General features: G+C 37.5%; 26 protein-coding genes. 6 read left to right on the top strand and 20 right to left on the bottom strand.

Features of this window, described 5'->3' with window-relative positions; genetic code table 11:
• Window positions 1-206 precede the first annotated feature (206 nt).
• Both BMZ31_RS10310 and BMZ31_RS10305 read right to left on the bottom strand, forming a co-directional pair.
• Complete coding sequence (locus BMZ31_RS10310; RefSeq protein WP_090831660.1) at window positions 207-635, bottom strand: DUF4395 domain-containing protein; 429 nt, start codon at window positions 633-635, stop codon at window positions 207-209.
• A gap of 115 nt (window positions 636-750) precedes the next feature.
• Window positions 751-1,068 (bottom strand): late competence development ComFB family protein, encoded by a 318-nt coding sequence (locus BMZ31_RS10305; RefSeq protein WP_254778732.1) that lies wholly within the window; start codon window positions 1,066-1,068, stop codon window positions 751-753.
• 139 nt (window positions 1,069-1,207) lie between these two features.
• Between BMZ31_RS10305 and BMZ31_RS10300 the strand changes: the two genes are divergently transcribed.
• A complete protein-coding gene (locus BMZ31_RS10300; RefSeq protein ID WP_090831659.1) occupies window positions 1,208-1,387 on the top strand; it encodes an H-type small acid-soluble spore protein in 180 nt (59 codons plus the stop codon).
• A gap of 61 nt (window positions 1,388-1,448) precedes the next feature.
• On the opposite strand, the gene BMZ31_RS10295 is transcribed toward BMZ31_RS10300, so the two are convergent.
• Complete coding sequence (locus tag BMZ31_RS10295) at window positions 1,449-1,943, bottom strand: GNAT family N-acetyltransferase (RefSeq protein WP_090831658.1); 495 nt, start codon at window positions 1,941-1,943, stop codon at window positions 1,449-1,451.
• 200 nt (window positions 1,944-2,143) lie between these two features.
• Here BMZ31_RS10295 and BMZ31_RS10290 point away from each other — a divergent pair, with 200 nt between their 5' ends.
• On the top strand, window positions 2,144-2,566 hold the full coding sequence (locus BMZ31_RS10290; RefSeq protein ID WP_090831657.1) for a pyridoxamine 5'-phosphate oxidase family protein: 423 nt from the start codon (window positions 2,144-2,146) through the stop codon (window positions 2,564-2,566).
• A gap of 35 nt (window positions 2,567-2,601) precedes the next feature.
• On the opposite strand, the gene BMZ31_RS10285 is transcribed toward BMZ31_RS10290, so the two are convergent.
• The 5 genes from BMZ31_RS10285 to BMZ31_RS10265 all read right to left on the bottom strand — a co-directional run bounded on the left by BMZ31_RS10285 (window position 2,602) and on the right by BMZ31_RS10265 (window position 8,924).
• Window positions 2,602-3,699, bottom strand: a complete 1,098-nt coding sequence (locus BMZ31_RS10285) for an ABC transporter permease (RefSeq protein ID WP_090831656.1) — start codon at window positions 3,697-3,699, stop codon at window positions 2,602-2,604.
• Entirely contained in the window at window positions 3,696-4,628 is a 933-nt protein-coding gene (locus BMZ31_RS10280) for an ABC transporter ATP-binding protein (protein WP_090831655.1), read from the bottom strand. Before BMZ31_RS10280 ends, BMZ31_RS10285 begins: the two co-directional genes overlap by 4 nt.
• Window positions 4,629-4,646: 18 nt before the next feature.
• Window positions 4,647-5,081, bottom strand: a complete 435-nt coding sequence (locus tag BMZ31_RS10275) for a DUF6526 family protein (protein ID WP_090831654.1) — start codon at window positions 5,079-5,081, stop codon at window positions 4,647-4,649.
• 358 nt (window positions 5,082-5,439) lie between these two features.
• Entirely contained in the window at window positions 5,440-7,755 is a 2,316-nt protein-coding gene (helD, locus tag BMZ31_RS10270; protein WP_090831653.1) for an RNA polymerase recycling motor HelD, read from the bottom strand.
• A gap of 203 nt (window positions 7,756-7,958) precedes the next feature.
• Window positions 7,959-8,924: a quinone oxidoreductase family protein gene (locus BMZ31_RS10265; protein WP_090831652.1), complete on the bottom strand. Its 966-nt coding sequence runs from the start codon at window positions 8,922-8,924 to the stop codon at window positions 7,959-7,961.
• A gap of 149 nt (window positions 8,925-9,073) precedes the next feature.
• On the opposite strand from BMZ31_RS10265, the gene BMZ31_RS10260 reads away from it, so the two are divergent.
• On the top strand, window positions 9,074-10,387 hold the full coding sequence (locus BMZ31_RS10260; protein ID WP_090831651.1) for a serine hydrolase domain-containing protein: 1,314 nt from the start codon (window positions 9,074-9,076) through the stop codon (window positions 10,385-10,387).
• Window positions 10,388-10,661: 274 nt separating this feature from the next.
• On the opposite strand, the gene BMZ31_RS10255 is transcribed toward BMZ31_RS10260, so the two are convergent.
• The 10 genes from BMZ31_RS10255 to BMZ31_RS10220 form a co-directional block, all read right to left on the bottom strand.
• Window positions 10,662-11,816 (bottom strand): glycerate kinase, encoded by a 1,155-nt coding sequence (locus BMZ31_RS10255; RefSeq protein ID WP_090831650.1) that lies wholly within the window; start codon window positions 11,814-11,816, stop codon window positions 10,662-10,664.
• A 52-nt stretch (window positions 11,817-11,868) separates the two neighbouring features.
• Window positions 11,869-12,513 (bottom strand): phosphatase PAP2 family protein, encoded by a 645-nt coding sequence (locus BMZ31_RS10250; protein WP_090831649.1) that lies wholly within the window; start codon window positions 12,511-12,513, stop codon window positions 11,869-11,871.
• Window positions 12,514-12,694: 181 nt separating this feature from the next.
• Complete coding sequence (locus BMZ31_RS20910; RefSeq protein WP_302846843.1) at window positions 12,695-12,829, bottom strand: hypothetical protein; 135 nt, start codon at window positions 12,827-12,829, stop codon at window positions 12,695-12,697.
• 99 nt (window positions 12,830-12,928) lie between these two features.
• Entirely contained in the window at window positions 12,929-13,654 is a 726-nt protein-coding gene (gene queE / locus BMZ31_RS10245; RefSeq protein ID WP_090831648.1) for a 7-carboxy-7-deazaguanine synthase QueE, read from the bottom strand.
• Window positions 13,647-14,129 carry a 6-carboxytetrahydropterin synthase QueD gene (gene queD, locus BMZ31_RS10240; RefSeq protein ID WP_090831647.1) on the bottom strand — a complete coding sequence of 161 codons (483 nt, stop codon included), beginning with the start codon at window positions 14,127-14,129 and terminating at the stop codon, window positions 13,647-13,649. The genes queE and queD overlap by 8 nt, the downstream gene beginning before the upstream one ends.
• A 3-nt stretch (window positions 14,130-14,132) precedes the next feature.
• Window positions 14,133-14,804 carry a 7-cyano-7-deazaguanine synthase QueC gene (gene queC / locus BMZ31_RS10235; protein ID WP_302846850.1) on the bottom strand — a complete coding sequence of 224 codons (672 nt, stop codon included), beginning with the start codon at window positions 14,802-14,804 and terminating at the stop codon, window positions 14,133-14,135.
• Between the two features lie 176 nt (window positions 14,805-14,980).
• Window positions 14,981-15,139, bottom strand: a complete 159-nt coding sequence (locus BMZ31_RS20325) for a hypothetical protein (RefSeq protein ID WP_175478074.1) — start codon at window positions 15,137-15,139, stop codon at window positions 14,981-14,983.
• Window position 15,140: 1 nt separating this feature from the next.
• On the bottom strand, window positions 15,141-16,391 hold the full coding sequence (locus BMZ31_RS10230; protein ID WP_090831645.1) for a Ger(x)C family spore germination protein: 1,251 nt from the start codon (window positions 16,389-16,391) through the stop codon (window positions 15,141-15,143).
• Entirely contained in the window at window positions 16,366-17,478 is a 1,113-nt protein-coding gene (locus tag BMZ31_RS10225; RefSeq protein WP_090831644.1) for a GerAB/ArcD/ProY family transporter, read from the bottom strand. The genes BMZ31_RS10230 and BMZ31_RS10225 overlap by 26 nt, the downstream gene beginning before the upstream one ends.
• A 4-nt stretch (window positions 17,479-17,482) precedes the next feature.
• Window positions 17,483-19,015 carry a spore germination protein gene (locus tag BMZ31_RS10220; protein ID WP_254778730.1) on the bottom strand — a complete coding sequence of 511 codons (1,533 nt, stop codon included), beginning with the start codon at window positions 19,013-19,015 and terminating at the stop codon, window positions 17,483-17,485.
• Between the two features lie 126 nt (window positions 19,016-19,141).
• Between BMZ31_RS10220 and BMZ31_RS10215 the strand changes: the two genes are divergently transcribed.
• Window positions 19,142-19,756, top strand: a complete 615-nt coding sequence (locus tag BMZ31_RS10215) for a PH domain-containing protein (protein WP_090831643.1) — start codon at window positions 19,142-19,144, stop codon at window positions 19,754-19,756.
• Between the two features lie 35 nt (window positions 19,757-19,791).
• Here the strand turns inward: BMZ31_RS10215 and BMZ31_RS10210 are convergent, their stop codons facing one another.
• Window positions 19,792-20,751 carry an alpha/beta hydrolase family protein gene (locus tag BMZ31_RS10210; protein ID WP_175480290.1) on the bottom strand — a complete coding sequence of 320 codons (960 nt, stop codon included), beginning with the start codon at window positions 20,749-20,751 and terminating at the stop codon, window positions 19,792-19,794.
• 309 nt (window positions 20,752-21,060) lie between these two features.
• Between BMZ31_RS10210 and BMZ31_RS10205 the strand changes: the two genes are divergently transcribed.
• Complete coding sequence (locus BMZ31_RS10205; RefSeq protein ID WP_090831641.1) at window positions 21,061-21,708, top strand: glycoside hydrolase domain-containing protein; 648 nt, start codon at window positions 21,061-21,063, stop codon at window positions 21,706-21,708.
• A gap of 64 nt (window positions 21,709-21,772) precedes the next feature.
• Here the strand turns inward: BMZ31_RS10205 and sigH are convergent, their stop codons facing one another.
• Window positions 21,773-22,411 carry an RNA polymerase sporulation sigma factor SigH gene (gene sigH / locus BMZ31_RS10200; protein WP_090831640.1) on the bottom strand — a complete coding sequence of 213 codons (639 nt, stop codon included), beginning with the start codon at window positions 22,409-22,411 and terminating at the stop codon, window positions 21,773-21,775.
• 321 nt (window positions 22,412-22,732) lie between these two features.
• On the opposite strand from sigH, the gene yfkAB reads away from it, so the two are divergent.
• Complete coding sequence (gene yfkAB / locus BMZ31_RS10195; protein ID WP_090831639.1) at window positions 22,733-23,851, top strand: radical SAM/CxCxxxxC motif protein YfkAB; 1,119 nt, start codon at window positions 22,733-22,735, stop codon at window positions 23,849-23,851.
• The last annotated feature ends 241 nt before the right edge of the window (window positions 23,852-24,092 follow it).

The raw sequence follows: 24,092 nt of genomic DNA, 5'->3' as shown, positions 1-24,092 counted from the left end.
GTTGATTGGAGCGGAGGGCGCTTGACTCCTGGGGGATTAGCGTTACAGGCGAGACCCCGCAGGAGCGATAGCGACGAGGAGGCTCGACGAACGCCCCCCGGAAAGCAAGCGTCTGGAGCGGAAATCAACAGGCAAGTTTAACAGAGTCAAATATTCTTATAACAAAAAACAGGAATTCTGATTGAATCCCTGTAAAGAATAAATATTTAATTACTAATTGACTTTCGATATTGATATTGCTGCCATTGAAATCTTATAAAACAACCTATACAAAAGCCAAGGATAGCCACAAATGCTGCGGCCGCTACCATTGCAGAGAAAATGTACCCTGAAATGTTCCACCCTAATGAAAAACTGCCTAAAGACAGCCCTAAACAAAGCACGGCAATCATTTGATTGAATTGTTGTTGATTCCAATCCTCTTGAAAATATGATTGAGGCTCTTTTCTTAAGAGCAACGCTCCAAATTTAATCACTGGATTGAACTTAAAGACTAGACCAAATATTCCTGCTAATAGAGGTACCATCAGGAAGTAGTGGGACCCACTGAACCATGTAATCAATACGGATATTACGATAAACCATTGGTTTAATAACACTAAAGGTTTTGGGATAGTACGGTGATTATTTTGCATTTCAATTCCCACCTTACTTATAGGTATTATTGGTTATTTGTATTTTACTCTCAAATTACATTTTTGTGAAGCTTTATTTCCAAATAAAAAGAAGACCTCATATGGTCTTCTAGGGTTATTGCGTATCGTTATGTTTGGGGTATTTTCCAACAACATGAATAGCATTAATGATGCGTTTGTTGATCCATTTACGATTTTCTTCTGTATTTAGTTGCTCAAAAATCATTTTTCGTCCATGGTCTGTTGTAACGTAATGACTTGGCAAATTATTTAAGCTAATCGCAATAATATCATTTCTGCATTTCTTACATTGACAAAAAGTTTGATAATCAGGGCTGACCATCAGAATCGTCACAAGGGTTGTCACGATTTCTTCCATTACATTTGTATAATCTTTATCCATTTCTCTCCCACTTCCGGTAACTTTGAACATTAGATCATGGTGATTTTTTATCGGGATATTGATTAGTATATCTAAAAGTTTGCTTTTTTAACAGATACTATTCTCCCAAAAGGATAATTTCCCGACTGTTGTAAAAACTAAAATGACAACATTGAAGGAGGAATTCCTAATGAATTCAAACAGATTAAAACAGATCCTTTCTTCACCGGCTGAAATTGATGTTAAATATAACGGTGCATCAGTATGGATTGACCAATTAAATGAAGATGGACAAACAGCAACTGTTCACTTACGTGGCTCACATGAAAATAAAACTACCGTAGCAGTTTCCGATTTAGAGGAAGCTTGAGAAGTGGCTGCCAATTGGCAGCTTTTTTCTTTAGATAGGTTGTTTCTATTACCTAATACTATTAAGCTAGATCGTAATGCAAAATATGTTGTAAGCCGATTGATCCTTCTCTTTTAGCTCCTCTATCTACAAATCCCACCTTCTCATAAAGAGCCTTCGCAGCTTTGTTCTTCATGTTTACAGCTAGCACGATTTCATTTATGAATGAGAAATTTTCCCTCACAAATGCTGGTAAAAGTTGCATCGATTTTTTCCCAAATCCCTGTCCTTGTGCGTTTAGATCGATAGAGAATGCTCGCAGGAGAATCGCATCCTTGTTACTTGTAAATGGAAGTATGCCTACACCTTTATGTAAAACGAAAAAGCCAACAGGCTTATCTCCACCAGTTATAACCACAGGGTAACGCTCGGAATCTTCAAGTGTTGTTTTCAAGATATCGCTTGGCATCCCAGTGAATTTTTTTTGCTCATCTGGCAAATGAAATTGCAACAATGTATCAAGATGCTCAGGTTTAAAAAAATGTAAGCCAACATTTTTTCGGTCAGTTACTTCCATGCTTCAACAACTCCTTAAGCTTTTCACTTATGAAAGTATTCTTTAAAGGAGTGTCATTTTCCTTCTAAATTTGGAGGCCCCCTTATTCACAGAAATGATTATCGCGTAATTTTCACTAAGCTGAGTGTGTCTAATTTGGTTTAGTTTTATCTCAAAAAGGAATAATAGGGTAGATAAAATATTAAGAGGAGATGAAAAAAATGGATAATCTGCAACTCCGCCAAGAAGTGGTTAAAGTCTTAGATGAAAGCAAAGTAGGAACTCTATCCACTGTACAAAATAACAAACCACATTCTCGATATATGACTTTTTTTCATGAAGATCTTACGCTTTATACCCCTACTAGCAAAGAAACTCACAAAGCTGAAGAGATTTCCAATAATCCGAATGTACATATCCTTCTAGGCTATGCAGGAGATGAATATGGGGATGCTTACGTAGAAGTGGAAGGTACAGCAAAACTGAATGACACTGAAGAGTTGAAGAAAAAATTGTGGAATGAACATTTCGAGAAATGGTTTGAAGGTCCGGAAGATCCTAACTATGTAGTATTGGAAATTAAGCCTTTATTAGTTCGACTGATGAATAAAGAAGATAAAGAGCCTCAGACCCTACAGCTATAGAATAACCCTCCTGATCAAAGGATCAGGAGGGTATTTTAATCCCATTTAAAAACATAGCTTGCTGTGATAAATGCGACAATCAACCAACCAGTTAAAATCGAGAATTCAGGCAACAGGCTCATAAAAGGTGTGCCTAAGTTCATGGTCTCTCTTAGTGCATGACTTAAGTGGGAGATCGGTAGTAGGTTCACAAACGGTTGAATCAAATCAGGCATATTTTTAATGGGGAAAAACACCCCGCCCAAGAACATCATTGGAAACGTTAAAAATCCTGCAATGGGTCCTACACTCTCCGGTGTTTTGGCAAGTCCGGCAATAATAAATCCAATAGCCATAAAAGCTAGTGTACCAAGAACCACTAGGCTGATCACTACAAGCCATGACCCTTTAATGGTCAAATCGAAAACCAGATTGGCGATTAATAGTAACAGTAAGGCTTGGGAGCCATTCAATACGAGTCTTGCCGTAATTTGAGCCGCAATGAAAGTGGATGCTTTCAGCCTCGTACCTTGCATTCTCCGAAGAATTCCTCTTTCTCTCCATGAAGAAATTTGTCCAGCCACTCCATTCATATTATTGCTCATGATACTTAAAGCGACCATCCCGGGGACAAGAAAATCAATATAGCGCAAATTGACTGCCTGAACGCCAATTGATTCAACTTTTAGCAAGGGCTCATATTGCAGTGTGGCTTTACTGACTCCGTCAATGACTTGAGAAACGACGGTAATGGCCAACTGCGATGCAGCCATATTCGTTTCGTTAAAATAGACAGGTACATTCATAGGTTCAGCAGATGGATCATTATTTAAATGCTCTGCGTATCCTTTTGGAATTTCCAATACTAATTGGATGTCGCCGCTTTTTACTGCTTCAATGGCTTTGTCCTTCGTATTGTACTTTTCCACTTCAATGTCGCCTGCTTTTTTGAATGATTGAATAAGTTCCTTTGATTGAACGGTTTGATCCTTATCTAATACTCCTATGGCCAGTGAAACATTGTTACCGTTACCTAGGAAGGATCCGAGCGTCAACATTAACACGATTGGAAAAAATAAAGTCCAGAACAAAACTTGTTTATTGCGCCAAAAAATACGTAACTGTGCCAAGGTTAAATGCCAATATGCTTTCATTCTTCACGCAGCCTCCTTCCGGTCATATGGATGAAGACATCTTCTAATGTAGCCGTTCTCGTTCTTAAATCGGAAAACTGAATATCCGAATTTGAAGAAAATGTTATAAGATCCGTCAATGTTTCTTGGAGATGATCGGTGTACAATGTATACACATCTTCTCGAATTCCCACCTGTTTTACACTGGCCAATTCCAAGAGTGTTTCTTCACTTAATTGACCAATACTTTTGAATTCAACGGCACTGTCCGATTGCAAACTTTTTACGAGACCATCAGGAGTATCAAGGGCAATCAGATTACCTCTATCCATGATGCCGATACGATCACATAACACATGTGCCTCATCCATATAATGAGTGGATAAAACAACGGTCTTTCCTCTTGCCTTTAGATTCAGAACGATATCCCATAATGTCCTTCTAGCCTGTGGATCTAATCCTGTTGTTGGCTCATCGAGAAAAATGATTTGTGGATCGTGGATTAGAGCAAGTGCAATAGCTAGTCGTTGCTTTTGTCCGCCTGATAGTCCTTTAACTCGATCATTTTTCTTTTCGGTCAGGATCATTTCATCGATTAAATCGGGAATCGATAAATGTGTCGGATAGAAGCTGGCATACATTTCAATGATTTCCTTAACGGTAAGCAATTCAAATAGTGAAGTTGACTGTAACTGAATACCAATCACGTCTTTTATTTGTTTTTGCTCTTTAATTAAATCAAAACCTGCAAGTTCCGCTGTACCACTATCTGGCTTTCTTAACCCTACCAACATTTCAATGGTGGTCGTCTTCCCTGCCCCATTCGGTCCGAGAAGGCCGAAAACTTCACCTTTTTGAACGGTGAACTCAACCCCGTTCACGGCAGTAAAATCGCCGTATTTTTTGACAAGGTTCTTAACAATGATCAAAACTTTAACCTCGCTTCCAATTATGCTGTAAAATCAGCATTACACTCTATAGTGGTCTGCTTTCCAGTTTTGTATTTCATTTTTGATCTCGGCTGGTTTCAGATTCTTTTCTACTGCTTTTTTACAAAGTGCAGGAAACTCTTCATCCGATGCAAAACGTAAAGCAATGATTTGCTTCATAGCCAATCTTGGATCAAGGGTAGTGTTTGTGAGTAGGTAATGTCTGAAGTTTTCCTCGGAACGGATGACGCGATCTTGTACCTTCATCGAATAAACACGGACTAAAACGAATAATAGCAAGATGCTTACCGCACCTGTAAGAATGACACCGGCTCCCAAAGTTCCGCTGTTGTTTTTTAACGCGAGAATCAAGTTGATGATGGAACCAACTAGTGTAAATAGGACAAACAAAGTACCGACATAATGATACGGAGGATGGATTCTTGCATGATTCTTTAAATTTTGATCTTTCATATGTATCTCCTTTTTAATTAGAATAGATATATTATATAGGAACACTTTGAAACCGACTATTTTTAAGTTTATTAATTTTTTTGAAATAGGTTTGAATCTTTTTTAAAGAGGTATATAAGTAAGGCAACACCAAAAACAAAACGGAAGGGACTGGTCGACTTGATTGAGTTAACGGCGACTTCAAGGTTAGTGTATGGTATTGCGAAAGAAGTTTCATTTGCTAGGAGGACAGTGGGAACACTTGTCATGAACCGATATACTTAATATCGACTTCACCCCATGCTTTTGATAACTTCACAGATCCAATAGATGGACTGAAAAAAGGTGCGAACCAAATGGTTTGCACCTTTTTTCGTGTTTATAGAAGTTTGAACGTATCTGTCGGAGCATCCTTCATCAGTGGACTCATTGAGCCGATAGCAATCAAGTTTAACTTATGCATCGCTCTCGTACAAGCTGTGTAAAATAGTTTACGTTCGCTTTCTTCCATATAATTTTGACTTCCATATAAAATGACGGCATCAAATTCAATCCCCTTCGCAAGGTAGGCGGGTATGATTGTGATTCCCTTTTCATATGAAAGCGTACCCTTTTCCACGAGCATCATTGGAACGTGATCCTTTAGAGCATCAAATAGATGCTTGCTTTCTTTTTCTGTGCGACAAATGATAGCAATCGTCTTATGACCTTCTAACTTAGCTTCTTCAATAAGCGAAAGGACAAGTTTCTTTTGTTCATAATTGTTGATAACGATATTTAATGTTGGTTTTTCCCCGCTTCTGTTAAAAGGTTCGATTTGTTCTCCACCTGCTATTAAAGCTCTGGTAAATTCAACAATTTCCTTTGTTGAACGGTACGTTCTCATCAAGTGATATATTTGAGTTTCATCTGCCGAGAATAATTCAGAACCATCATTTAAGATTGTTGGTGAATCAGTCGCACCTGAATAGATTGCCTGATTGATATCTCCAAGCAAAGTCATTTTACTGAATGGAAATAATCTTTTTATATAAGCGAATTGGAATGGCGTATAATCCTGTGCTTCATCTATGAAAACGTGTCGTACACTAGTATTCGATTTACGACCTTCAATCAAATCCTGCATATATAGAAACGGAGTAGTGTCCTCATAACGCATCAAGATTCCATTCCAGTTTTCAAGGGTAAATTCATCGATTTCCTTTAGATGGTCGTTAATGTTTTGTTTGAAAAGTTGCTTGTAGATTTCACTATGATCAATAAACTGCAGCTTTTTTACTTTTGAAGTGATTGGTTTAAAACGTTTATTCACAAGGATAGCGGCCAACCATTCCTGCTCAGCTTCAAAATCATCGAAAGATTTGTCAGTAAATCGTTCTTTCTTTTGTAGTTCCTGATAAGCTACCAAATAATCTTCCTTATCAAGTAATTGAATTTCTTCCTCTACCCAATCCTTCTTTTTTTCTAATTTTGCTTTCTTTTTTAATTCCTTTAAAAGCCAATTCTTTACAAGTTCGATTCTATTTGCAATGGAATAACTGGAATCATACTCGTAAAATTTCTTGCTAATCTCTTCTGCTGATACAAGAAGATTTTTTCTGAAAGTAATATCCTTAAATAAGATACCTTTATTTGATAGTTGATGGACATATTCATCAATTCTATCCTTAAATGCGAGTCCAGCTTTATAACGAATACTTTTAAGCCTCAACGAGTAGTCTCTTTCACCATAGTTAGAAAGTAAATATTCCATTTCCTCGAACCTGTCTTCTAATTCAAAGATTTGACTTAGTCGATGATTCAAATATTCCTGGTAAGTGGACTGCTGCATGTTTTCTTCACCAAGTTCTGGTAGTACCGTGCTGACATAGCTATTAAAGAGCGGATTTGGTGAGAATAACATGATATTTTCCGATTTAAGCGTTTCTCTATAACGGTAAAGTAAATATGCTACTCTCTGAAGGGCAGCTGAAGTTTTTCCGCCACCCGCTACTCCTTGTACGATAATGTATTTCTTATTTTCATTACGGATGATCTGATTTTGTTCTCTTTGGATGGTAGCAACGATACTTTTCATTTGTGTATTAGCTGATGAGCCAAGTACTTCTTGAAGAATCTCATCGCCGATTGTTACATTTGTATCAAACATGCCTTTAATCTTTGAGTTTCTGATGATGAACTGTCTTTTCAGATTCATTTCACCATCCACTCTACCACCTGGAGTCTCATACATAGCTGGTCCTGGAGAATAATCATAATACATACTTGAAACAGGCGCGCGCCAATCGTAAATCAAGAAGTTTTCATCTTTAGAATCCATGAAAGAGGTGATTCCTAAGTAGAGTTGATCAGTGGAGCTTTCACCTGTTTCGTGAAAATCGATTCGTCCGAAGTATGGTGAAGATTTCAGTCTTGAAAGGGTTTTTTCTTGTTGATGAATTTGTCCGTGACTTCTTTCACGCTCTGATAACAGTTCTGCTATTTGCTTAATGCTTGCGTGTGTCTCAATGGCGTCATCCATATCATCGAGGTTTATGGTGACGTCTTCCCAAAAGGTCTTGCGGAGTTCTTTCACATCGGATCTTACTTTGCCGGAGTGTTGATGTAATTTTTCCATTTTATGATTGATTTCTTTTACAATAAGATCGACTCGTTCTTGTTCTAATTGCCAATCCTTGCTTGTATTTTCACTCATTCCATCACTCTCCAAATTTAAGTATCAGTTTGTTTGACATAGGATGCATAATGTGTTAATGTTATAATAGGTTATCTTTATTGATATTTATTATAACTATTTGTAGACCAATACATATCTTATCATGCACTTTCATTAATGGCAAGTGTGTTTTTTTATGAAAAAATTAAGCATTCACGGTTACTCGCCGCGAATGCTTTTTCTTATGGGATCAATATGATCTTCCCGGTACTCTGCCTGCTTTCAAGGAATTGATGAGCTTCTTCCCCTTTACTTAATGGATATACTTTCGGTTCAGATAGACGGATTCCACCTTGGATAATCCAGCTGAAAAGTTCGATTGAACGTTTTACTCTTTCTTCCTTTGAAGTAAGTACGTTCCATAAATCTCCGCCTGTCAGCGTTTTAGATGTATCCATCAACATGCGAGGGTCAATATGAACCGGATCTCCTCCTGCCATTCCGTAGAAAACGACAGTACCTCCAACCCTTGTAGCTTTAAAGCTTTCCATAATCGTACTTCCCACTGATTCGTATACAACGTCCACTCCTTTATTGGAGGTTAGTTCCAACACTTTTTCAGTCCAATTATCATCGTAAAGGATGACATGTTCTGCTCCAGCTTGAAGTACTTTTTCTGCTTTTTGTTGTGAAGAAGTCAGTCCAATTACTTTTCCACCGAGTAGGTTGATGATTTGAACGAGCAGTTGTCCTACTCCACCAGCTGCAGCATGCACTAGTGCAATATCACCGCTTTTAATAGTATAGCTGTCTCTTGTTAAGTATTGAGCAGTCAAGCCCTGAAGCATTAAGGATGCAGCAGTTTCAAATGATACTTCATCTGGCAAAGGAATTATTTTTTCAAATGGAACAGCGACAAGTTCAGCATTCGCAAACGGAACATCCGCGAAAGCGATTCGATCGCCGACCTGTACTTCTTCAACACCCGATCCGATTGCCTCAACAACCCCTGCGCCTTCGTATCCACAAATATAAGGAGGATTACCTGCAAGATGATAATTCCCTTTACGTCGATAGATATCGGCATAATTTAGACCAATCGCTTTCATTCTAACAAGTATTTCATTTTCATTTATAGATGGATCAGGAATCTCTACATATTTCAATACTTCCGGTCCGCCAAATTTTTCAAAAACCAATGCTTTCATGATGTACCTCAATCCATTAATTTATTTTCAATTAACATGTTACCTATCCTTCAAAAGGAATGCAAAGAATGTGTTAACAGCAGTTAATGTTAAAATTATCTAATTTTTATGTTATCTTTTAATAGATGTCATAACACATTGGGGGAAGTATGAGTAAAACCAAAAATTCAACACAAGAATTACAAAAATACATAAAAGCTTTGGAAGACAGGAATTATTTTAATGGCAGTATATTGGTTGCTTACAAAGGAGAAGTTTTGCTATCAAAAGGAATTGGGATGGCCAACTTTGAGCATGAAGTCCAAAATGAGAGTAAAACAAAATTTAGAATCGGTTCTCTTTCAAAAGCATTTACAAGCATGGCAATCATGCAATTGCATGAAAGAGGTTTACTGAATGTTCATGAAAAGGTTGAAAACTACCTGCCTGATTTCCCTAATAGCGAAAAATTTACGATTCATCATCTTCTTACGCATACTGCTGGATTGTTTAATCATGCAGCCACAATGGAGTTTTGGGAAGTGACGATGCGGACCCGGTCAAAATCTATCCAACATACGATTGATTTGTTTAAGGATAAGAATTTGATCTCTGAGCCAGGTACCACATTTCATTACAGCAATTCCGGCTACGTCCTTTTGACTGCCATTATTGAAAAAGTATCTGGAAAATCGTATGGAGTATTCGTACAACAAAATATTTTTGATATGGTGGGTATGAAGAATACCACTTATTATGACGGAAGAAAGGTTTTAAAAAATCTAGCAAGTGGATATAGTGTCTGGGAGGAACCCATTCATGCGGAATACGAAGATATTACTCACGCATATGGAGCTTACGGACATGTTTCAACTGTTGAGGATTTGTACCTTTGGGATCAAGCTTTAAAAACAGAGATTTTGGCGAAGAGAGAAACTATCCAACAAATCTTTACTTCACACAACTCGGATTATGGTGGCTATGGATGGCATGTAACCGAAATCGAAATAGGCTGTAAGAGCCGAAAGTTCTCTGGTCATTTAGGTGATACAGGCGGTTTTATAAATTATATCGGCCGTTTCACGGAAGATGATTTAACGGTTATTGCTCTGAGTAATGTCAGTCTTACTCCGGTTGAGAACATTTGTTTGGATATCTCTAAAATGATGTTTGGTGAAATAATTGAAATACCTGCAAAGATTGAAATAGCTGCACTTTCAGAAAAGGAAGTTGAATTGGTTTGTGGAGAATACTTAACCGAACAAAATGAGAAACTGACGATAACATCTGATAATGGTAAGTTGTATATAACAATGCCAAAAAGATATGGCGTTATTTTTAAGTATGAAATTTTTCCTATCAATGTACAACCTGATCAAATTGAGTTTGTTACAGACTTCTTGAATGAAAAACTCCTAGTTGAATCTAAATCGCTTGAACATATTGATGTAAATCAATCCAAAACCATTGCACAAAAAGCATAAATGACGAAGGAACGCCACTTTTGAAATGGCGTTCCTTTATTAGTTCTTTAGCTAGGGGTATATCATGGGCAATATGCGGATTGAGAACGTTTATCAATATGGATTCTTGATATATCAATATGAAAATGAAGGATATCGATATAAAAACTCCTTTTATCGATACGAATTGCCGATATATCGATCTGGCGACACACTTCGACACTCAAAATACCCAATTAGGTATGAAACCTTTATTAGACTAAAAGAAATGAACTACTTTGTAGCAAACTTTAATTCAAGATTTCTTTCCATATATTCCTCCACCTATCTTGATCATCTTGGCTATGTTTATCGAAAGCTGTTCTATGTATTTTCCTGCATGCAAAATAGATTCTTCCATTGGAATAATCCCTGGAACAATGCTAAAAACAGCATCAATTCCATACTCATTTAGTTTTTCATAGTCATTTCCGATACTCCCTACAATTGCAAGAACAGGAATATCATATTGTTTGGCAATATTGGCAACTCCGACTGGCGTTTTTCCGTGTAGTGACTGAGCATCCATTTTCCCCTCACCTGTGATGACAAGGTCTGCATCTTTGACTATTTCATTCAACTGAGTTGCCTGTATGACAATCTCAATGCCTGGTTTCAGTTCTACATTTAGAAAAGCCAGGAGTCCACCTCCAAGGCCGCCAGCCGCACCAGAACCAGGAAGGTAACTTATTTGTTTTCCAAGATCCTTTTCGACAATTCTTGCAAATTGACAAAGGTTGGAATCGAGTTGTTTTACCATTTCAGGTGTGGCTCCTTTTTGAGGGCCAAATATGGCTGATGCTCCTTTTTCTCCTATTAAGGGATAATTTACATCACAAGCAACTTCTATTTTTACTTCGGAAAGTCGGGAATCTATTCCTGATACGTCAATTGCAGCAAGTTCTCCGAGAGCTCTACCTCCCCAGCCAATTTCCTCACCCTGCTTATTAACTAGCCGAGCCCCCAATGCTTGTGCCATTCCAGCTCCTCCATCGTTTGTTGCACTTCCACCTATTCCAACAATAATCTTCTTCACCCCAAACTCAAGCGCTGCTAAAATTAATTCGCCGGTGCCATACGTTGTCGTAAGTAAAGGATTTCTTTTATCAGCTGGAACAAGCTGCAATCCAGAGGCAGCTGCCATCTCAATAATAGCTGTATTCCCATCACCCAATAAGCCGAAAAATGCGTTGACTGGCTTACCTAATGGACCTGTTACCTTCCTGAAAATAATCTTGCCTCCAGTTGAATCTACAAGTGCCTTTACTGTACCTTCCCCACCATCAGCCACTGGCACCTTAACGATTTCCGCTTCCGGGAACACTTTCAGAAACCCCTTTTCTATCGCTGAAGAGACATCGGAACTTGCTATGCTTTCTTTAAAAGAATCTGGAGCAATCACGATTTTCATCTTAAAACTCCTCTCTTGATACAAAATAAAGCCCATCAAGGATGGGCTATGCTTATTTTTTGAGTATGATAGATTCAGATTTTTGCCCCCACTGCAACTGATACACTTCAAAAATAACTCCATATAAGAATGAAACGAGAAACATTGATCCAATCATATCTAATAAATAGTGTTGCTTCACAAACAAGGTAGAAATGATGATCGAGGAGCCCATAACGGGTATAAACAGTTTATGGAAGACATGCTTACGTTTAATATGAAGACTGCCCATCATGATGGCGAAAGTGGTCAACACATGAATGCTCGGAAAACAGTTATAGGGTTGATCATTAGCATAAATTAATGCAACAAGATCAATAAAAATGCTGTCACCTTGAAGTTGCGGCCTTGGAACAGTCGTCTGGAAGGAAAAATAAATCACAAAGCAAACGAGTTCCCCCACGACAATCGTAGTGAGTGTTTTTAGATATACGTTCTTGTCTTTAAAACAAAAATAGACGAGATATCCAAAGATAAAAACATACCAAAAAATATAAGGCAAAATAAACAACGGTACAAAAGGAATCCCAGAATCAAGTCCAGTAGATACGGTTACTGCGTTTCGTGAGTGAATATTTAAAAGTTGATACAAGTATCCCAATACTGGCATGATAAGCAGAAATAATAAATAAGGAGCATTTCTAACTCTCTCTCTCATTCTTGCTCCTCCCCCTAATAAATAATAGTATTATATACCCAATATTAAAGACGACTTAACATGGGAAAAGTTTTCACTTTTACCTAAAATTTTTTTTCTACATGAAAAAACCTCTACTAATAAACTGTATACGTTAAAAACGCAACTGTCTACTAGTAGAGGCCTATATTTCCAAGTTTTTCTATAATTCTATTTTATGATCAAGTAAAAAATCGATTTGTATCACTGGATTCAAATAAAGCGGTGCATCCTCAGCGAGATCACGCGTGCAATCCAATAAATGATCAATGTCTTGAAAACCATCCATCTGATTCATCACATACCTCCGTTCACCTTTCCAAGTAAGAGGAAAGCTTTACTAAAGGATTCGCATGGCACCAAATGGTTCTGGGGGTCGTTCAAAAATCATTTGATCTTAGACGCCTCTTTTATTACCCCAAATCAATGTATGCAACTGAGGTAACACCCTAACTTGTTGGAAATCAGGATCAGCCATTACTTTATCGATCAACTCTTCAAATTTGATTAATAGATTCGTAGCCAATGAGTTCGTTTCTGCTGTAACAGCGTCACCATTCCCTACTTGTAAAATAAGTGGCATTTGAGGGTAACGTTGATGAACATTTTTTGCATATTGCAAATCAATTTCATCAAAAATGACAATTTTAATACTAGCGTTAGGGTGATTCATCTCTGTTAAGCGAGTAACAATATCATCAAGGATAGCAAAGTCCGTGACCATGTTCGAACTAGGCGGTTTTGGGGAAAGTGTTAAATCATCAATGTTTTCGAACCAATCCTGCCACTTGCTACCTTGTGTTTCAAGCGCACATTTCACATTTTGTGATTTTAAAAGTTGGATAAATTCAGCAAGATTTTTCAGTAACGCAGGATTTCCCCCTGAAATGGTAACGTGCGAAAAGTTACCCGCAGCTAATTCTTGCAAACCTGCCCAAATTTCCTCGGCAGTCATTTGTACAATTTCGTCTTTCGCAGAACCGTCCCAAGTAAAGGCAGAATCACACCATGAACACGAGTAATCACAGCCTGCAGTTCGTACAAACATCGTTTTCTGGCCAATCACCATTCCCTCACCTTGAATAGTTGGACCGAAAATTTCTAATACTGGTATCTTACTCAATCTCCATCCATTCCCTTCTAGCTTCAGCATAGCTTGTTGGAGTCTCGAATAATCGTACAAATTCAACCCTTGCACCGTCGTATTGTTGCTTTCGATCTTCCTTATTTAGTGCTTCATGCATTTTTTCATATATCCAAACAACCATGTTTTCAGCGGTTGTGTTCATTGGAGGAAGTGTTTCATTCAGGTAACGATGATCCAAATGAATTTCAATTTCGTTTTTCCAGATGTCTTTAATGTCACCGAAATCCATCATGAGTCCAGTTTCATCCACAAACCCACTAATCCCGAATATAACGGTGTACGTGTGTCCATGAAGGTTCTTGCATTTGCCTTCATAGCAATGCAAATGATGGGCAGCATCAAAAGTGAATTCCTTGCTTACCAATACACGTTTATGATGATATTTTAGCTGATTACGATTAATATCTTGGTCAATTTTTTGCAGGTTCTCTACAATCTTAAATCCGTACACTGGTTACGCTTCCTTTCCTGCAAGATATTGTTCCAAACCATTTTTACGCAAAATACATGCCGGACATGTTCCACAGCCATCAGCAATGACGCCGTTGTAACATGTAAGAGTTTTGTAGCGGACAAAGTCCAAGGCATTTAATTGATCTGCGAGTTCCCAAGTCTGAGCCTTATCAAGCCACATGAGTGGGGTGTGAATGACAAACTGCTCATCCATGGAAAGATTCAAAGTAACGTTTAAAGATTTAACAAATACGTCTCGACAATCCGGGTAGCCGCTGAAGTCTGTTTCACAAACGCCTGTGATAATGTGGCGTGCACCAATTTGTTTTGCCATGATTGCTGCAAAAGAAAGGAACACCAAATTACGTCCGGGTACAAAAGTTGATGGAAGCTCTCCTTCTTCGTGTGTAATATCGATGTCGTCTCTGGTTAAAGCATTGGGAGCTAATTGATTCAATAAACTCATATCTAAGACAGTATGTTTAACACCCAATTCATGGGCAATATTTTCTGCCACATCTATTTCAAGTTTATGCCTTTGGTTATAATTGAAAGTAACAGCTTCTACCTCTTTGAACTCTTTAAGCGCCCAAAAAAGACAAGTAGTGCTGTCCTGTCCACCGCTAAATACGACTATTGCTTTTTCATTTTTCATACTATTTCTCCTGACCAGGTAAAATATAAACGGCCATATCCTAAGGATATAGCCGTAATCGATTACCTTAGTTTTTTATAGAGGGTTTTGCTATAACCTCTTCATTCAATTTTCTTCACTAACCATACCATATAATGATATAAATGTAACGAGAAAAAAGGAAATAGCATTTAAGTGGGAATTTTCAAAAAATCTCACTCGAATATCGTGATAAATGGCAATGTGACAATCACAGCAGATAAAACAAAGACGGCGAATGCACCGAGTTTATTTTTCTCTTTCCATAATGTCCACGAAAATCCAACGGTATATAGAAATACACAAAGAAAGATAAAACCGAAGAGAATATTCACATTAATCCCTCATTTGCTTCAAACTTGGCACTCTTGTTTGTTTCCCAAATTCACTAAATTCTACGGTAACCTTTACATTGACGTCTGCATCGGGATAGGATTTCATCCAGTCAAATTTTTTATATTCTTCCAGTGTCTTAAACAGTTTCCTAGAGTATTGAGAAATCATAAACGGTGATCCTTTATACTTTTGTTGTGTCTTTACGATAAATCCCTCCATTTTATTGCTTATTTCCTTTTCTAAGTGCTTACGCAATATTTTTTTCTTTTTTTCATCTTTAGCGTAGTTGACCATGCTCGGATCGGACAAAATATCAACATATAAAGGAATGTGAATATTGATCTTCAACTTCCCTTTAACAATTTTCATGTCAAATCGGTTAGGTTGCGTCTTGATAACTCTGGCAGCTATGCGAAACCTCTCATTGAATGGGTCTGGATAAGTAGTCAAAACATCGGAAATATCAGCTGTTTCGTCAATAATCAGAGCCATTCTCGTGTCCTCGCCATTTAGTTTACCAATCATCCTTCCTTCTTTAAAAATCGCAGACCCCATAAATTGGGTTTGATTCGTACTGCCTTTTGTATCTATTTGTCCGGCAAGAAATTCATCTTCATTACCGCTAGACTTATATTCCTTAGTTGTAGTTGTATACATAGCTAAATATAAATCGGCATCTATTTCAGATATCTTAAAGAAACGCTGTAAATCAGAATCAGGAATCAGACCCGCTTCAATCCCCCGATTAGTCATGAATTGAAAATATTTGTGTGGTCGCGTTTCCATTTTGGGTTTATTGTTCTTAAAATATAGACTTGCTTTCTCTTTTGAAACAGCAAGGTGGACATCCCTTCGAATCTCTCTGTCCTTTGCTGCATCATAAATCCATCTAATAAAATCTTTATCTTTTGCAAATTCTTCAGAAACGACGATAATTCTCATCAAGTCGTAAGTGATAGCCCTTGCCACCAAGGCATTAGCCGAATTTCTTGCTGTTATTAAGTCATTGGCTGTAATCGTAATGACTTCCTGTGGAGGCTCATTGGATGAACCTCCACCTTGCTGTGAACCCACTTCCGGATTAGCAATGAGAAAGGTAATTTCCAACATATCTTTTATTTTTGATTTATCCATGCCGATTCCTATGACGTAGGCTCTCTCTTCCACTTCCGTTTTGTCCCAGCATCCCGTTAAGGAAAACAAGATAGTAAACAATATTAAGATGCTAAGAAGTGTTCGTAGATTGGTCACGTTTGAATTCTCCTTTTAATTTTGCAGTCAGCCATAAGAGGATTGGTAAGGAAAAAAACATAGGACTAATGATATTAAGAAGCTTGTCCCGAATAACAAAAGTTGTGAATGTTGGTGAACTTGGTAATAAGCCGAGTAAAAGAAAGAGCGTAGCTAAAGTTGGAATCAATAATTCAAACTTCTGAATTTTAAAGATACCGCCAAATAGGATGGCACTTAAATATAAGTAGGCGGCAAATCGTACAAATGTGGCGATCAACCATATCGGGAAAAATAATGTTTCAATGTTCGTTAAGAATTTTCCAATTGAAATATATCTAATCGTTTCGTGAAAAGGATAATTGAGCATTTGAACAGGGATATAATCAAACATGAGTAAATATAGAAGAAAGGATAGGCTTAACTCGAAGACGAGAAAGCCAAGAGTAATCCAAGTCCCTTTTTTATAAGCTTTAATGGATTTTACATATGGTGCAATCAAAGCTAGAAAGAATAAATCTGCGAAAATTGATATCTTGAGTCCACTTTCCTTTACAATCTCCCACTTACCTGGACCCCAAATAGGAAAAATATTATTAAAAGTTCCTTCTTTAATCGTAAGCATGAATGCAATGAACAATAGTAATTTTACATAAAAGAGAAGTAACCACGATACGGACGCTATATTACCTATCCCCTTCTTTGCACCGTATACACAAACTATCATCAAAATAGAATAGATTACGATCGTCGGTGTTTTCGTAAAATACATGGTGCCTATAATGTCCGCATAACTTCTTGAATCAAAGACAATGGCGGAAGAACCTATCACCCAAAGACCAAAAGACAGAAAAAATCCAAAAAAACGACCGAACAATTGCAAATGTATATCATGTAAGTTCTTTCCAGGGAAAATACTCATTACTTTTAATAGAAAGTAAATGGGGATAATTGAAATGACACCTGTGAGAAATGGAACCATCCAGGCTGCATTTTCCACACGATCAAAAATAATGGTCGGAGTGTCATCAGATAATTTCGCCCCAATCATTAGCATTCCCATCGCCACAAATTGTCTAGTTGAAATTGTCGCTTGATTCTGTTCCATATTTTTATCCTCTGCCTTTTTTCACAATGTCCTTAGGCTTTAAATAACCAGGCCGCAATCGTTCACTTGTTATTAATTTTCTGAAAATCGTGTCTCCTGAAGAAATGAACCCCGGCGATTTAGGGGCAAGATAGGGCACACCAAATGATTTGATTGAAACAAGATAAAACACTCCGACGATAAACATCGCTGTCATTCCGTAAATTCCGAACATGCCTGCTGAAAAAATGAACATGAATTTGGTTAATCTTGCGGCATAGTTCATGCTAATATCGCTCACTGAAAAAGAACTTAAACCACCTAATGCAACTACGATAATCACGATTGGACTGATAATGTTCGCCTGCACCGCTGCCTGTCCAAGAATCAAAGCTCCAACAATACCAATTGTGGGACCAATCGGACTTGGTACTCGAAGTCCGGCTTCACGAATTAACTCGAAGGCAAATTCCATCATGAGAATTTCAATAAACACAGGAAATGGAACCTTTTCTCGAGTCGAAGAAATCGCCAATAATAAGTCTGGCGGAATCATTTCAGCATGGTAATTCGTAATGGAAATATAGATGGATGAAGTGAACAATGCGATACATAAAGCGGCCAATCTCAGTGCCCTCGTGGCATTTCCGTAAGGAAAACGCAAATAATGTTCTTCTGAGGTATGAAAAAATGACCAGAAAGTTGCTGGTAAAACAAGTGATGACGGTGCGTTATCCATTAGCAGAACAATGTGACCGTCCTCTAGAAATGAGGTTGCTCGATCTGGACGTTCTGTATATAAAAGTGTTGGGAAAAGCGAATATTTTCGATCTTCAATGTATTGTTCTAGCAAGCTAATATTTTGAATAGCGTCTGCATCGATTTCACTTAGGCGTTTCTTCACATCTTTCAGCAATTCATCATTTACTAAATCTTTGATATAAACGATAAAGACATCATTGTGAGATCTCTTCGAAACGGTAATCGATTCGACCACTAAATTTTCATTGCGGATTTTCTTTCTGATTAGAGAAATATTGACTGCTGCCTTCTCAATAAAGGACTCTTTAGGTCCTTTTAGAATCACTTCATCTTCAGCTACACCGATGGAGCGCGCTTGGAAGTCAGCTGTATCCATTACATAAGCAACAGCTTTGTCTTCTAGAAAAAGTACCGTGTTACCTCTGTTTACTTCTGTTAAAACATCTTTGATGAACTTTAATTCACTCAGCGTTTGAGATTGAATCACTTGATTCATTTCAATTGAGGAATCGGTATTCAGAAGAAGCGGCTTGATTACCCTTTCTTCCATGTCTTTTGTATCTGATATGGTACTGATGAATAACACAGCAGCTTTTTTATTGATGGCTGGTATTACAAACTCTCGTATTTTGGCATCCCGGTTGTCAGGGATGCTATATAATTTTTGAAATGTTTTCAGTGTTTCTTCAATATCACCATTCAATTCTTTTTCTTTTAGAGCAATGATTTCGTTGGAAGGCACTTCTGTATAGGGTGTATTTCTAGGTGTAAGCATGTTGAGTAGTTTCTTGAACACAGGTTATTTTCCCTCCTCTTCTTCATTCTTCCAATTAATAAAAAAATTACTCAAAGTAAATGAAACTTTAGGGAATCTTATTCGTAAAGTAAAACGTGAAAATAAATGGAGAGTGAGGCTGATACGATGTTTGGAAAAGTAGCTTCCGATTTACTCGGATTAAGTGATGTAGGAGCTGTAATAAAGCCGCAGGATTACGATAAGGTGGATGCAGACGATTACATCATGCATGAAGACCAGGAAAAAATATATTTTCTAATCAAATCTAAAACCGATGAGTACTGCTTTACAAATAAAGCTCTATTACATCTTGATGGAACGAGTGCTGTTAGTAAAAAACGCACACTTCGTCGTTATTCTTATTACACAAATAAAATTTCCGGTGTTACATTAGAAACGGCGGGTACAGTCGATCTTGATGTGGAAATAAAGTTCACAATAGGTTCTGAAGTTTTCTCCATCGATGTACATAAAAAGCACCTCGAGGAACTTAAAGACCTATACAAGTCGCTGATCCGCATTCAAGAAATGTCTTTTGAAAATGAAATTACATTAGACTTTGCCCAACAAAGCCTAAACATGGCCTCGACAACTTTAAGCAGAGTATCCAGTCAAGAGACACAACTAGTTGATCAGTTCAAAGAAATCAACAAAGTCGCTTTCAACTGGCTTGTTCAGACGAAAAATCAATACACCGTTAAAGATTATGGTTTTGTATTCGATAAGTATATTAATAATTAATAAATAGACCCTCTAGCTTTTGCTAGAGGGTCTATTCATCCCTTTTTAACAAATAATTCATCACTTATGGAACAGTCGACGTATTGGTTTGTAAGTGATTTTGTCCATGTGCAAAACTCGTTTAAAGTTTCAATGAAGGCTGGAGCAGGGGCACTTTTGATTTCGCTCCAGGATTGAAATTTTTCTGAAAGGGCAAATCCATGATTCGTCTTAGGGATAATCCTAATTTGATACGGGACCTGAACGTTTGATAACATTTTTCTTGCTAGAGGTTCATTTTTCTCCAATGGTACGCTAATATCATTTTCTGCGAAAATCATAAATATAGGAGTCTTGATTTCAGGAACGATGGTACGTGCATCATAATCAATGATATAACTCAGATAGCCCATTCTCTTCAAACTGGAAAACTTTTTATATATATTAAAAATGCAGGTTAATAGTTTACCACCTATGCCTATCAGTATTGGATTTACATTTTTACCTGTCCACATTAGTGTTTGGCTATCCACTATTTGTTCAATAACACTATATACTGGACCGGCAGTACTCAAAGCAGAAGTAATTTCATTTGGATATTTGGCTGCAAGCAGTTGCACAATCCAGCCACCCTGACTTTGACCGGCAACACTAATTTTGTCTGAAATGATATCTTCTCTCGTTTTCATGGACTGAATAACGTCATAAATGTCATCTGCCCTTCCTTCAAACGTTTGTTTCATCCAAGTTCCGCCTGAACCCTCAACCCCTCGTTTTTCAACTAAAAGAAATGCAAAACCATTGGCAACACACACCGAGGCAATCGTTCGGCATAAATAAAAGTTCTCATGCTCCCAGTCAATCTTATAAGTTTCTCCGCCAGATCCCATCACAAAAACCACGAGTGGATAAGGTCCGTTCCCTTTTGGTTTAAGTAAATTCCCCTCCAAAGACACTCCATCTCTCACTTCGAAATTAAGTTTCTCCCCTATTTGTACCTTTGCCAATCCGATCACTACTTTCAATCCTATATATCAATATGATATATCATACCGCTTTTGAAGGGAACATAAATGGATAAATTTAGTTGATTTTTTTCATCCGAGGATGCTCACCTCCTGTCCAAGTTGAATTTGTCCTTGTCTGTGGAACGCGAACTTCTGGAGCGAACATCACCCATTCATTTCAAGTTGTTGAATAGCAACAAAGTTTAAAAGATCCTTTTGTTAAAGTCTAAATTAATTTGTAACACCTTTTACACCTTTTTTTGTCAGACACTTCATATACTTTATAGTTGAACTTTTGCAAGATAAGGGGATGATAATATGAAGACCTTTTGGGGAGTAGACTCGGCTGCCAAAGTAACAAAGGATTTATATGAATGCGTTCAAACAAACTTTGGAAAGCCGTTATATTGGGGTAGATATTTGACACCTGTACCAAACAAAGCTGAAGGACTTACACGGGATGAAATCAGAATTTTAAAAAATAATGGGACAAAAATCTTGCCAATATACAGTAATTTCACACGTGCTACAGGCGATCGTGAAGGCAGAATTGTCGCTCGTAATATGATATTTTCCGCTAAAAGGCTTGGTATTCCTAAAGGAAAAATTCTGTTTGCGAATATCGAAAGATTTTTTGAGGTGGATGACGACTGGATTCGTGCTTACGTAGCTGTCATGTTTAACAGTGATTATAAGGCTGGTATATACTTCGATCCGATTAAACCATATTTTAACAAGGCATATTGCGAGGCTGTCGTTAAGGATGATCAAATTGCAAATCAACTAGTGCTGTGGAGTGCAAGGCCAGAGACCGGAATTTCAAGAGCGAGAAACGCACCAAAATTTAGGCCATCTAAACCTAACTGCCAGTCCAATGTTTGGGGATGGCAATACGGACGCGATGCAAAAGATTGTCCTATTGATACGAATCTCGTTAATACAAAACTCTACGAAATGCTTTGGTAGACAGAAGATTGATGCCTTCAAAATAGCATCGCCGAAACGTCATGCTATTTTGAAGGCGTACAGATTAGATAACTTCCTTCATATCAAAGTGTCTTTCGAGCTTTCTTTTTACTCGTTGCAACGCATTATCAATTGATTTGACATGTGTGTTCAATTCCTTAGAAATTTCCACATATGAATGACCATCCATATATAGATGGAGTACATTTCTTTCTAATTCACTTAATCTTTGAGCAATTTTCTTTTCCATATCTTCAGACAATTCTTTATTGATAATAAGCGTTTCCGGGTCCATAGAATGATTTTCGGAAAGTAAATCCAACAAAGTAAGCTGAGAGTCTTCCTCATATAGCGGCTTGTCCAAAGAAACAGAGGAATTCAGAGGAATGTGCTTTAACCTTGTGGAAGTTTTTACGGCAGAAATGATTTGTCTTGTAATACACAATTCTGCAAATGCTTTAAAGGAAGTCATTTTATCAAATTTGAAGTTGCGGATTGCACCATATAATCCGATCATTCCTTCTTGAAATATATCTTCACGGTCCCCGCCCATCAAAAAATACTTGCTTGCCTTCGCTCTTACAAAGCTCCGATACTTATGTATCAAATATTCAGATGAATGTTCGTCCCCATTTTTCACTAACTCAACTAATACTTCATCTCTCAAATGATCATAAGGAATAATATTGATGTCCACGCTCACTTAATTACCTCCAGCCCATTCTGATGTGATAGATTTTGTAGAAACAGTCGCTTTCGGTTCAGTCATTACCAGAAGCATATTCATATACTACCTCACTATTGATAGCGATTTCATCCGCAAATATCGACGCTCAGTGGCTATACTTACCGTTATTGGTAAAATATTCTGAAAATCACCCAAAATCTTGTCGAATTCTGTCAATATAAAGAGAAATCTTTTGGGAGGATAAATTGTCATTAATCCTGACAGATTTAGTATGAATAGTAACACATCATCTGATATAATAAGCAATGTTGTTTTTTTAGAAAAAGGAGAAATAAAATGAATACATTACAAAAAATTAGCCCTTCCTTCGATCCTTGGGAAGCATATATGGATATTGAGCAATTCGGAAAACCTACATTAACAAACGTCGAATTCACCACGACTACGTTATGTAATATGCGTTGTGAGCACTGTGCCGTTGGTTACACACTTTCACCTAAAGATCCTACAGCATTGCCGATCGATTTAATCTTGAAACGTTTGGATGAAATTCCTCGCCTTCGCTCTTTAAGTATTACCGGAGGAGAGCCTATGCTTTCCAATACTTCTGTGAAAAATTACGTCGTTCCATTGCTGAAATACGCACATGAACGAGGCGTCCGTACTCAAATGAACTCCAATTTGACGCTTGATTTAGGAAAATATGAAGCAATTTTACCGTATCTGGATGTCCTTCATATTTCACATAACTGGGGAACGCTAGAAGATTTTGTTGAAGGCGGTTTTGCTCGGATGGATGTAAAACCTTCTGCAAAACAGCGCTCCAAATATTTTGATAGAATGATTGAAAACAGTCGAGAACTCGTAAAAGCTGGCTTGATGGTTTCTGCTGAAACGATGTTAAATAAGCGTACTTTCCCCCATTTGGCTAAAATTCACAAACAAATTGTTGAAGAAATGCACTGTCAACGTCACGAAGTACATCCCATGTATCCCAGTGATTTTGCCAGTAATTTAGAAACTCTTTCACTATCAGAAATCCGCCAAGCCATCCACCATTTACTAGATGTACGCGATGAAAATGTGTGGATGTTGTTTGGTACGTTACCTTTTTATCCATGTAACAAGGATGAAAAAGACCTAGAACTACTTAAGAGACTATATCGCAGCAAGAATGTAACGGTGAGAAATGATCCTGATGGTCGCTCACGTCTAAACGTAAACATATTTAACGGTGATATCATTGTGACGGATTTTGGTGACACCCCTGCATTAGGTAATATCCAAACTTCCAGTCTGCCAGAAGCATTCGATACTTGGCAAAACACAGCAATTTCCAAGGAACTAAGTTGTCATTGTCCTGCAGTAGCCTGTCTTGGTCCAAACATTCTCGTTAAGGACAGCTATTATAAGGAAATCGATTTTACAACTCTTACTGCAAGAATTTCCAAATAAATGCGTGCAGCTTAGCTCAAATATGGGCTAAGCTTTTTCATTTGTCGTGAGCATAATTTATACTTGCGTAAGACTTTTAAGGTAAAATCTTCATATACATGAAAAACTCTCAAAAAAATGTTCTTAAACAGGTTTCGTTTTATATTAGAATGGGAAATATTTAATCGGGCTTTTATTTAATTTGAATAGAAATAGGAATGTAGAAAACTCCCTTTGGAGCAATGTGGTGGATGAAGGAGAA

Origin of the sequence: Bacillus sp. cl95, from assembly GCF_900115925.1 — a bacterium.
Taxonomy (GTDB): domain Bacteria; phylum Bacillota; class Bacilli; order Bacillales; family Cytobacillaceae; genus Neobacillus_A.
This window is presented reverse-complemented; position numbering and strand designations above follow the sequence as displayed.

Bases quoted from the DNA above. Each gene is read 5' to 3' on its own strand.
- BMZ31_RS10310 (WP_090831660.1), bottom strand. From the start codon at position 635: ATGCAAAATAATCACCGTACTATCCCAAAACCTTTAGTGTTATTAAAC.
- BMZ31_RS10305 (WP_254778732.1), bottom strand. From the start codon at position 1,068: ATGTTCAAAGTTACCGGAAGTGGGAGAGAAATGGATAAAGATTATACA.
- BMZ31_RS10300 (WP_090831659.1), top strand. From the start codon at position 1,208: ATGAATTCAAACAGATTAAAACAGATCCTTTCTTCACCGGCTGAAATT.
- BMZ31_RS10295 (WP_090831658.1), bottom strand. From the start codon at position 1,943: ATGGAAGTAACTGACCGAAAAAATGTTGGCTTACATTTTTTTAAACCT.
- BMZ31_RS10290 (WP_090831657.1), top strand. From the start codon at position 2,144: ATGGATAATCTGCAACTCCGCCAAGAAGTGGTTAAAGTCTTAGATGAA.
- BMZ31_RS10285 (WP_090831656.1), bottom strand. From the start codon at position 3,699: ATGAAAGCATATTGGCATTTAACCTTGGCACAGTTACGTATTTTTTGG.
- BMZ31_RS10275 (WP_090831654.1), bottom strand. From the start codon at position 5,081: ATGAAAGATCAAAATTTAAAGAATCATGCAAGAATCCATCCTCCGTAT.
- helD (WP_090831653.1), bottom strand. From the start codon at position 7,755: ATGAGTGAAAATACAAGCAAGGATTGGCAATTAGAACAAGAACGAGTC.
- BMZ31_RS10265 (WP_090831652.1), bottom strand. From the start codon at position 8,924: ATGAAAGCATTGGTTTTTGAAAAATTTGGCGGACCGGAAGTATTGAAA.
- BMZ31_RS10260 (WP_090831651.1), top strand. From the start codon at position 9,074: ATGAGTAAAACCAAAAATTCAACACAAGAATTACAAAAATACATAAAA.
- BMZ31_RS10255 (WP_090831650.1), bottom strand. From the start codon at position 11,816: ATGAAAATCGTGATTGCTCCAGATTCTTTTAAAGAAAGCATAGCAAGT.
- BMZ31_RS10250 (WP_090831649.1), bottom strand. From the start codon at position 12,513: ATGAGAGAGAGAGTTAGAAATGCTCCTTATTTATTATTTCTGCTTATC.
- BMZ31_RS20910 (WP_302846843.1), bottom strand. From the start codon at position 12,829: ATGAATCAGATGGATGGTTTTCAAGACATTGATCATTTATTGGATTGC.
- BMZ31_RS10225 (WP_090831644.1), bottom strand. From the start codon at position 17,478: ATGGAACAGAATCAAGCGACAATTTCAACTAGACAATTTGTGGCGATG.
- BMZ31_RS10215 (WP_090831643.1), top strand. From the start codon at position 19,142: ATGTTTGGAAAAGTAGCTTCCGATTTACTCGGATTAAGTGATGTAGGA.
- BMZ31_RS10205 (WP_090831641.1), top strand. From the start codon at position 21,061: ATGAAGACCTTTTGGGGAGTAGACTCGGCTGCCAAAGTAACAAAGGAT.
- yfkAB (WP_090831639.1), top strand. From the start codon at position 22,733: ATGAATACATTACAAAAAATTAGCCCTTCCTTCGATCCTTGGGAAGCA.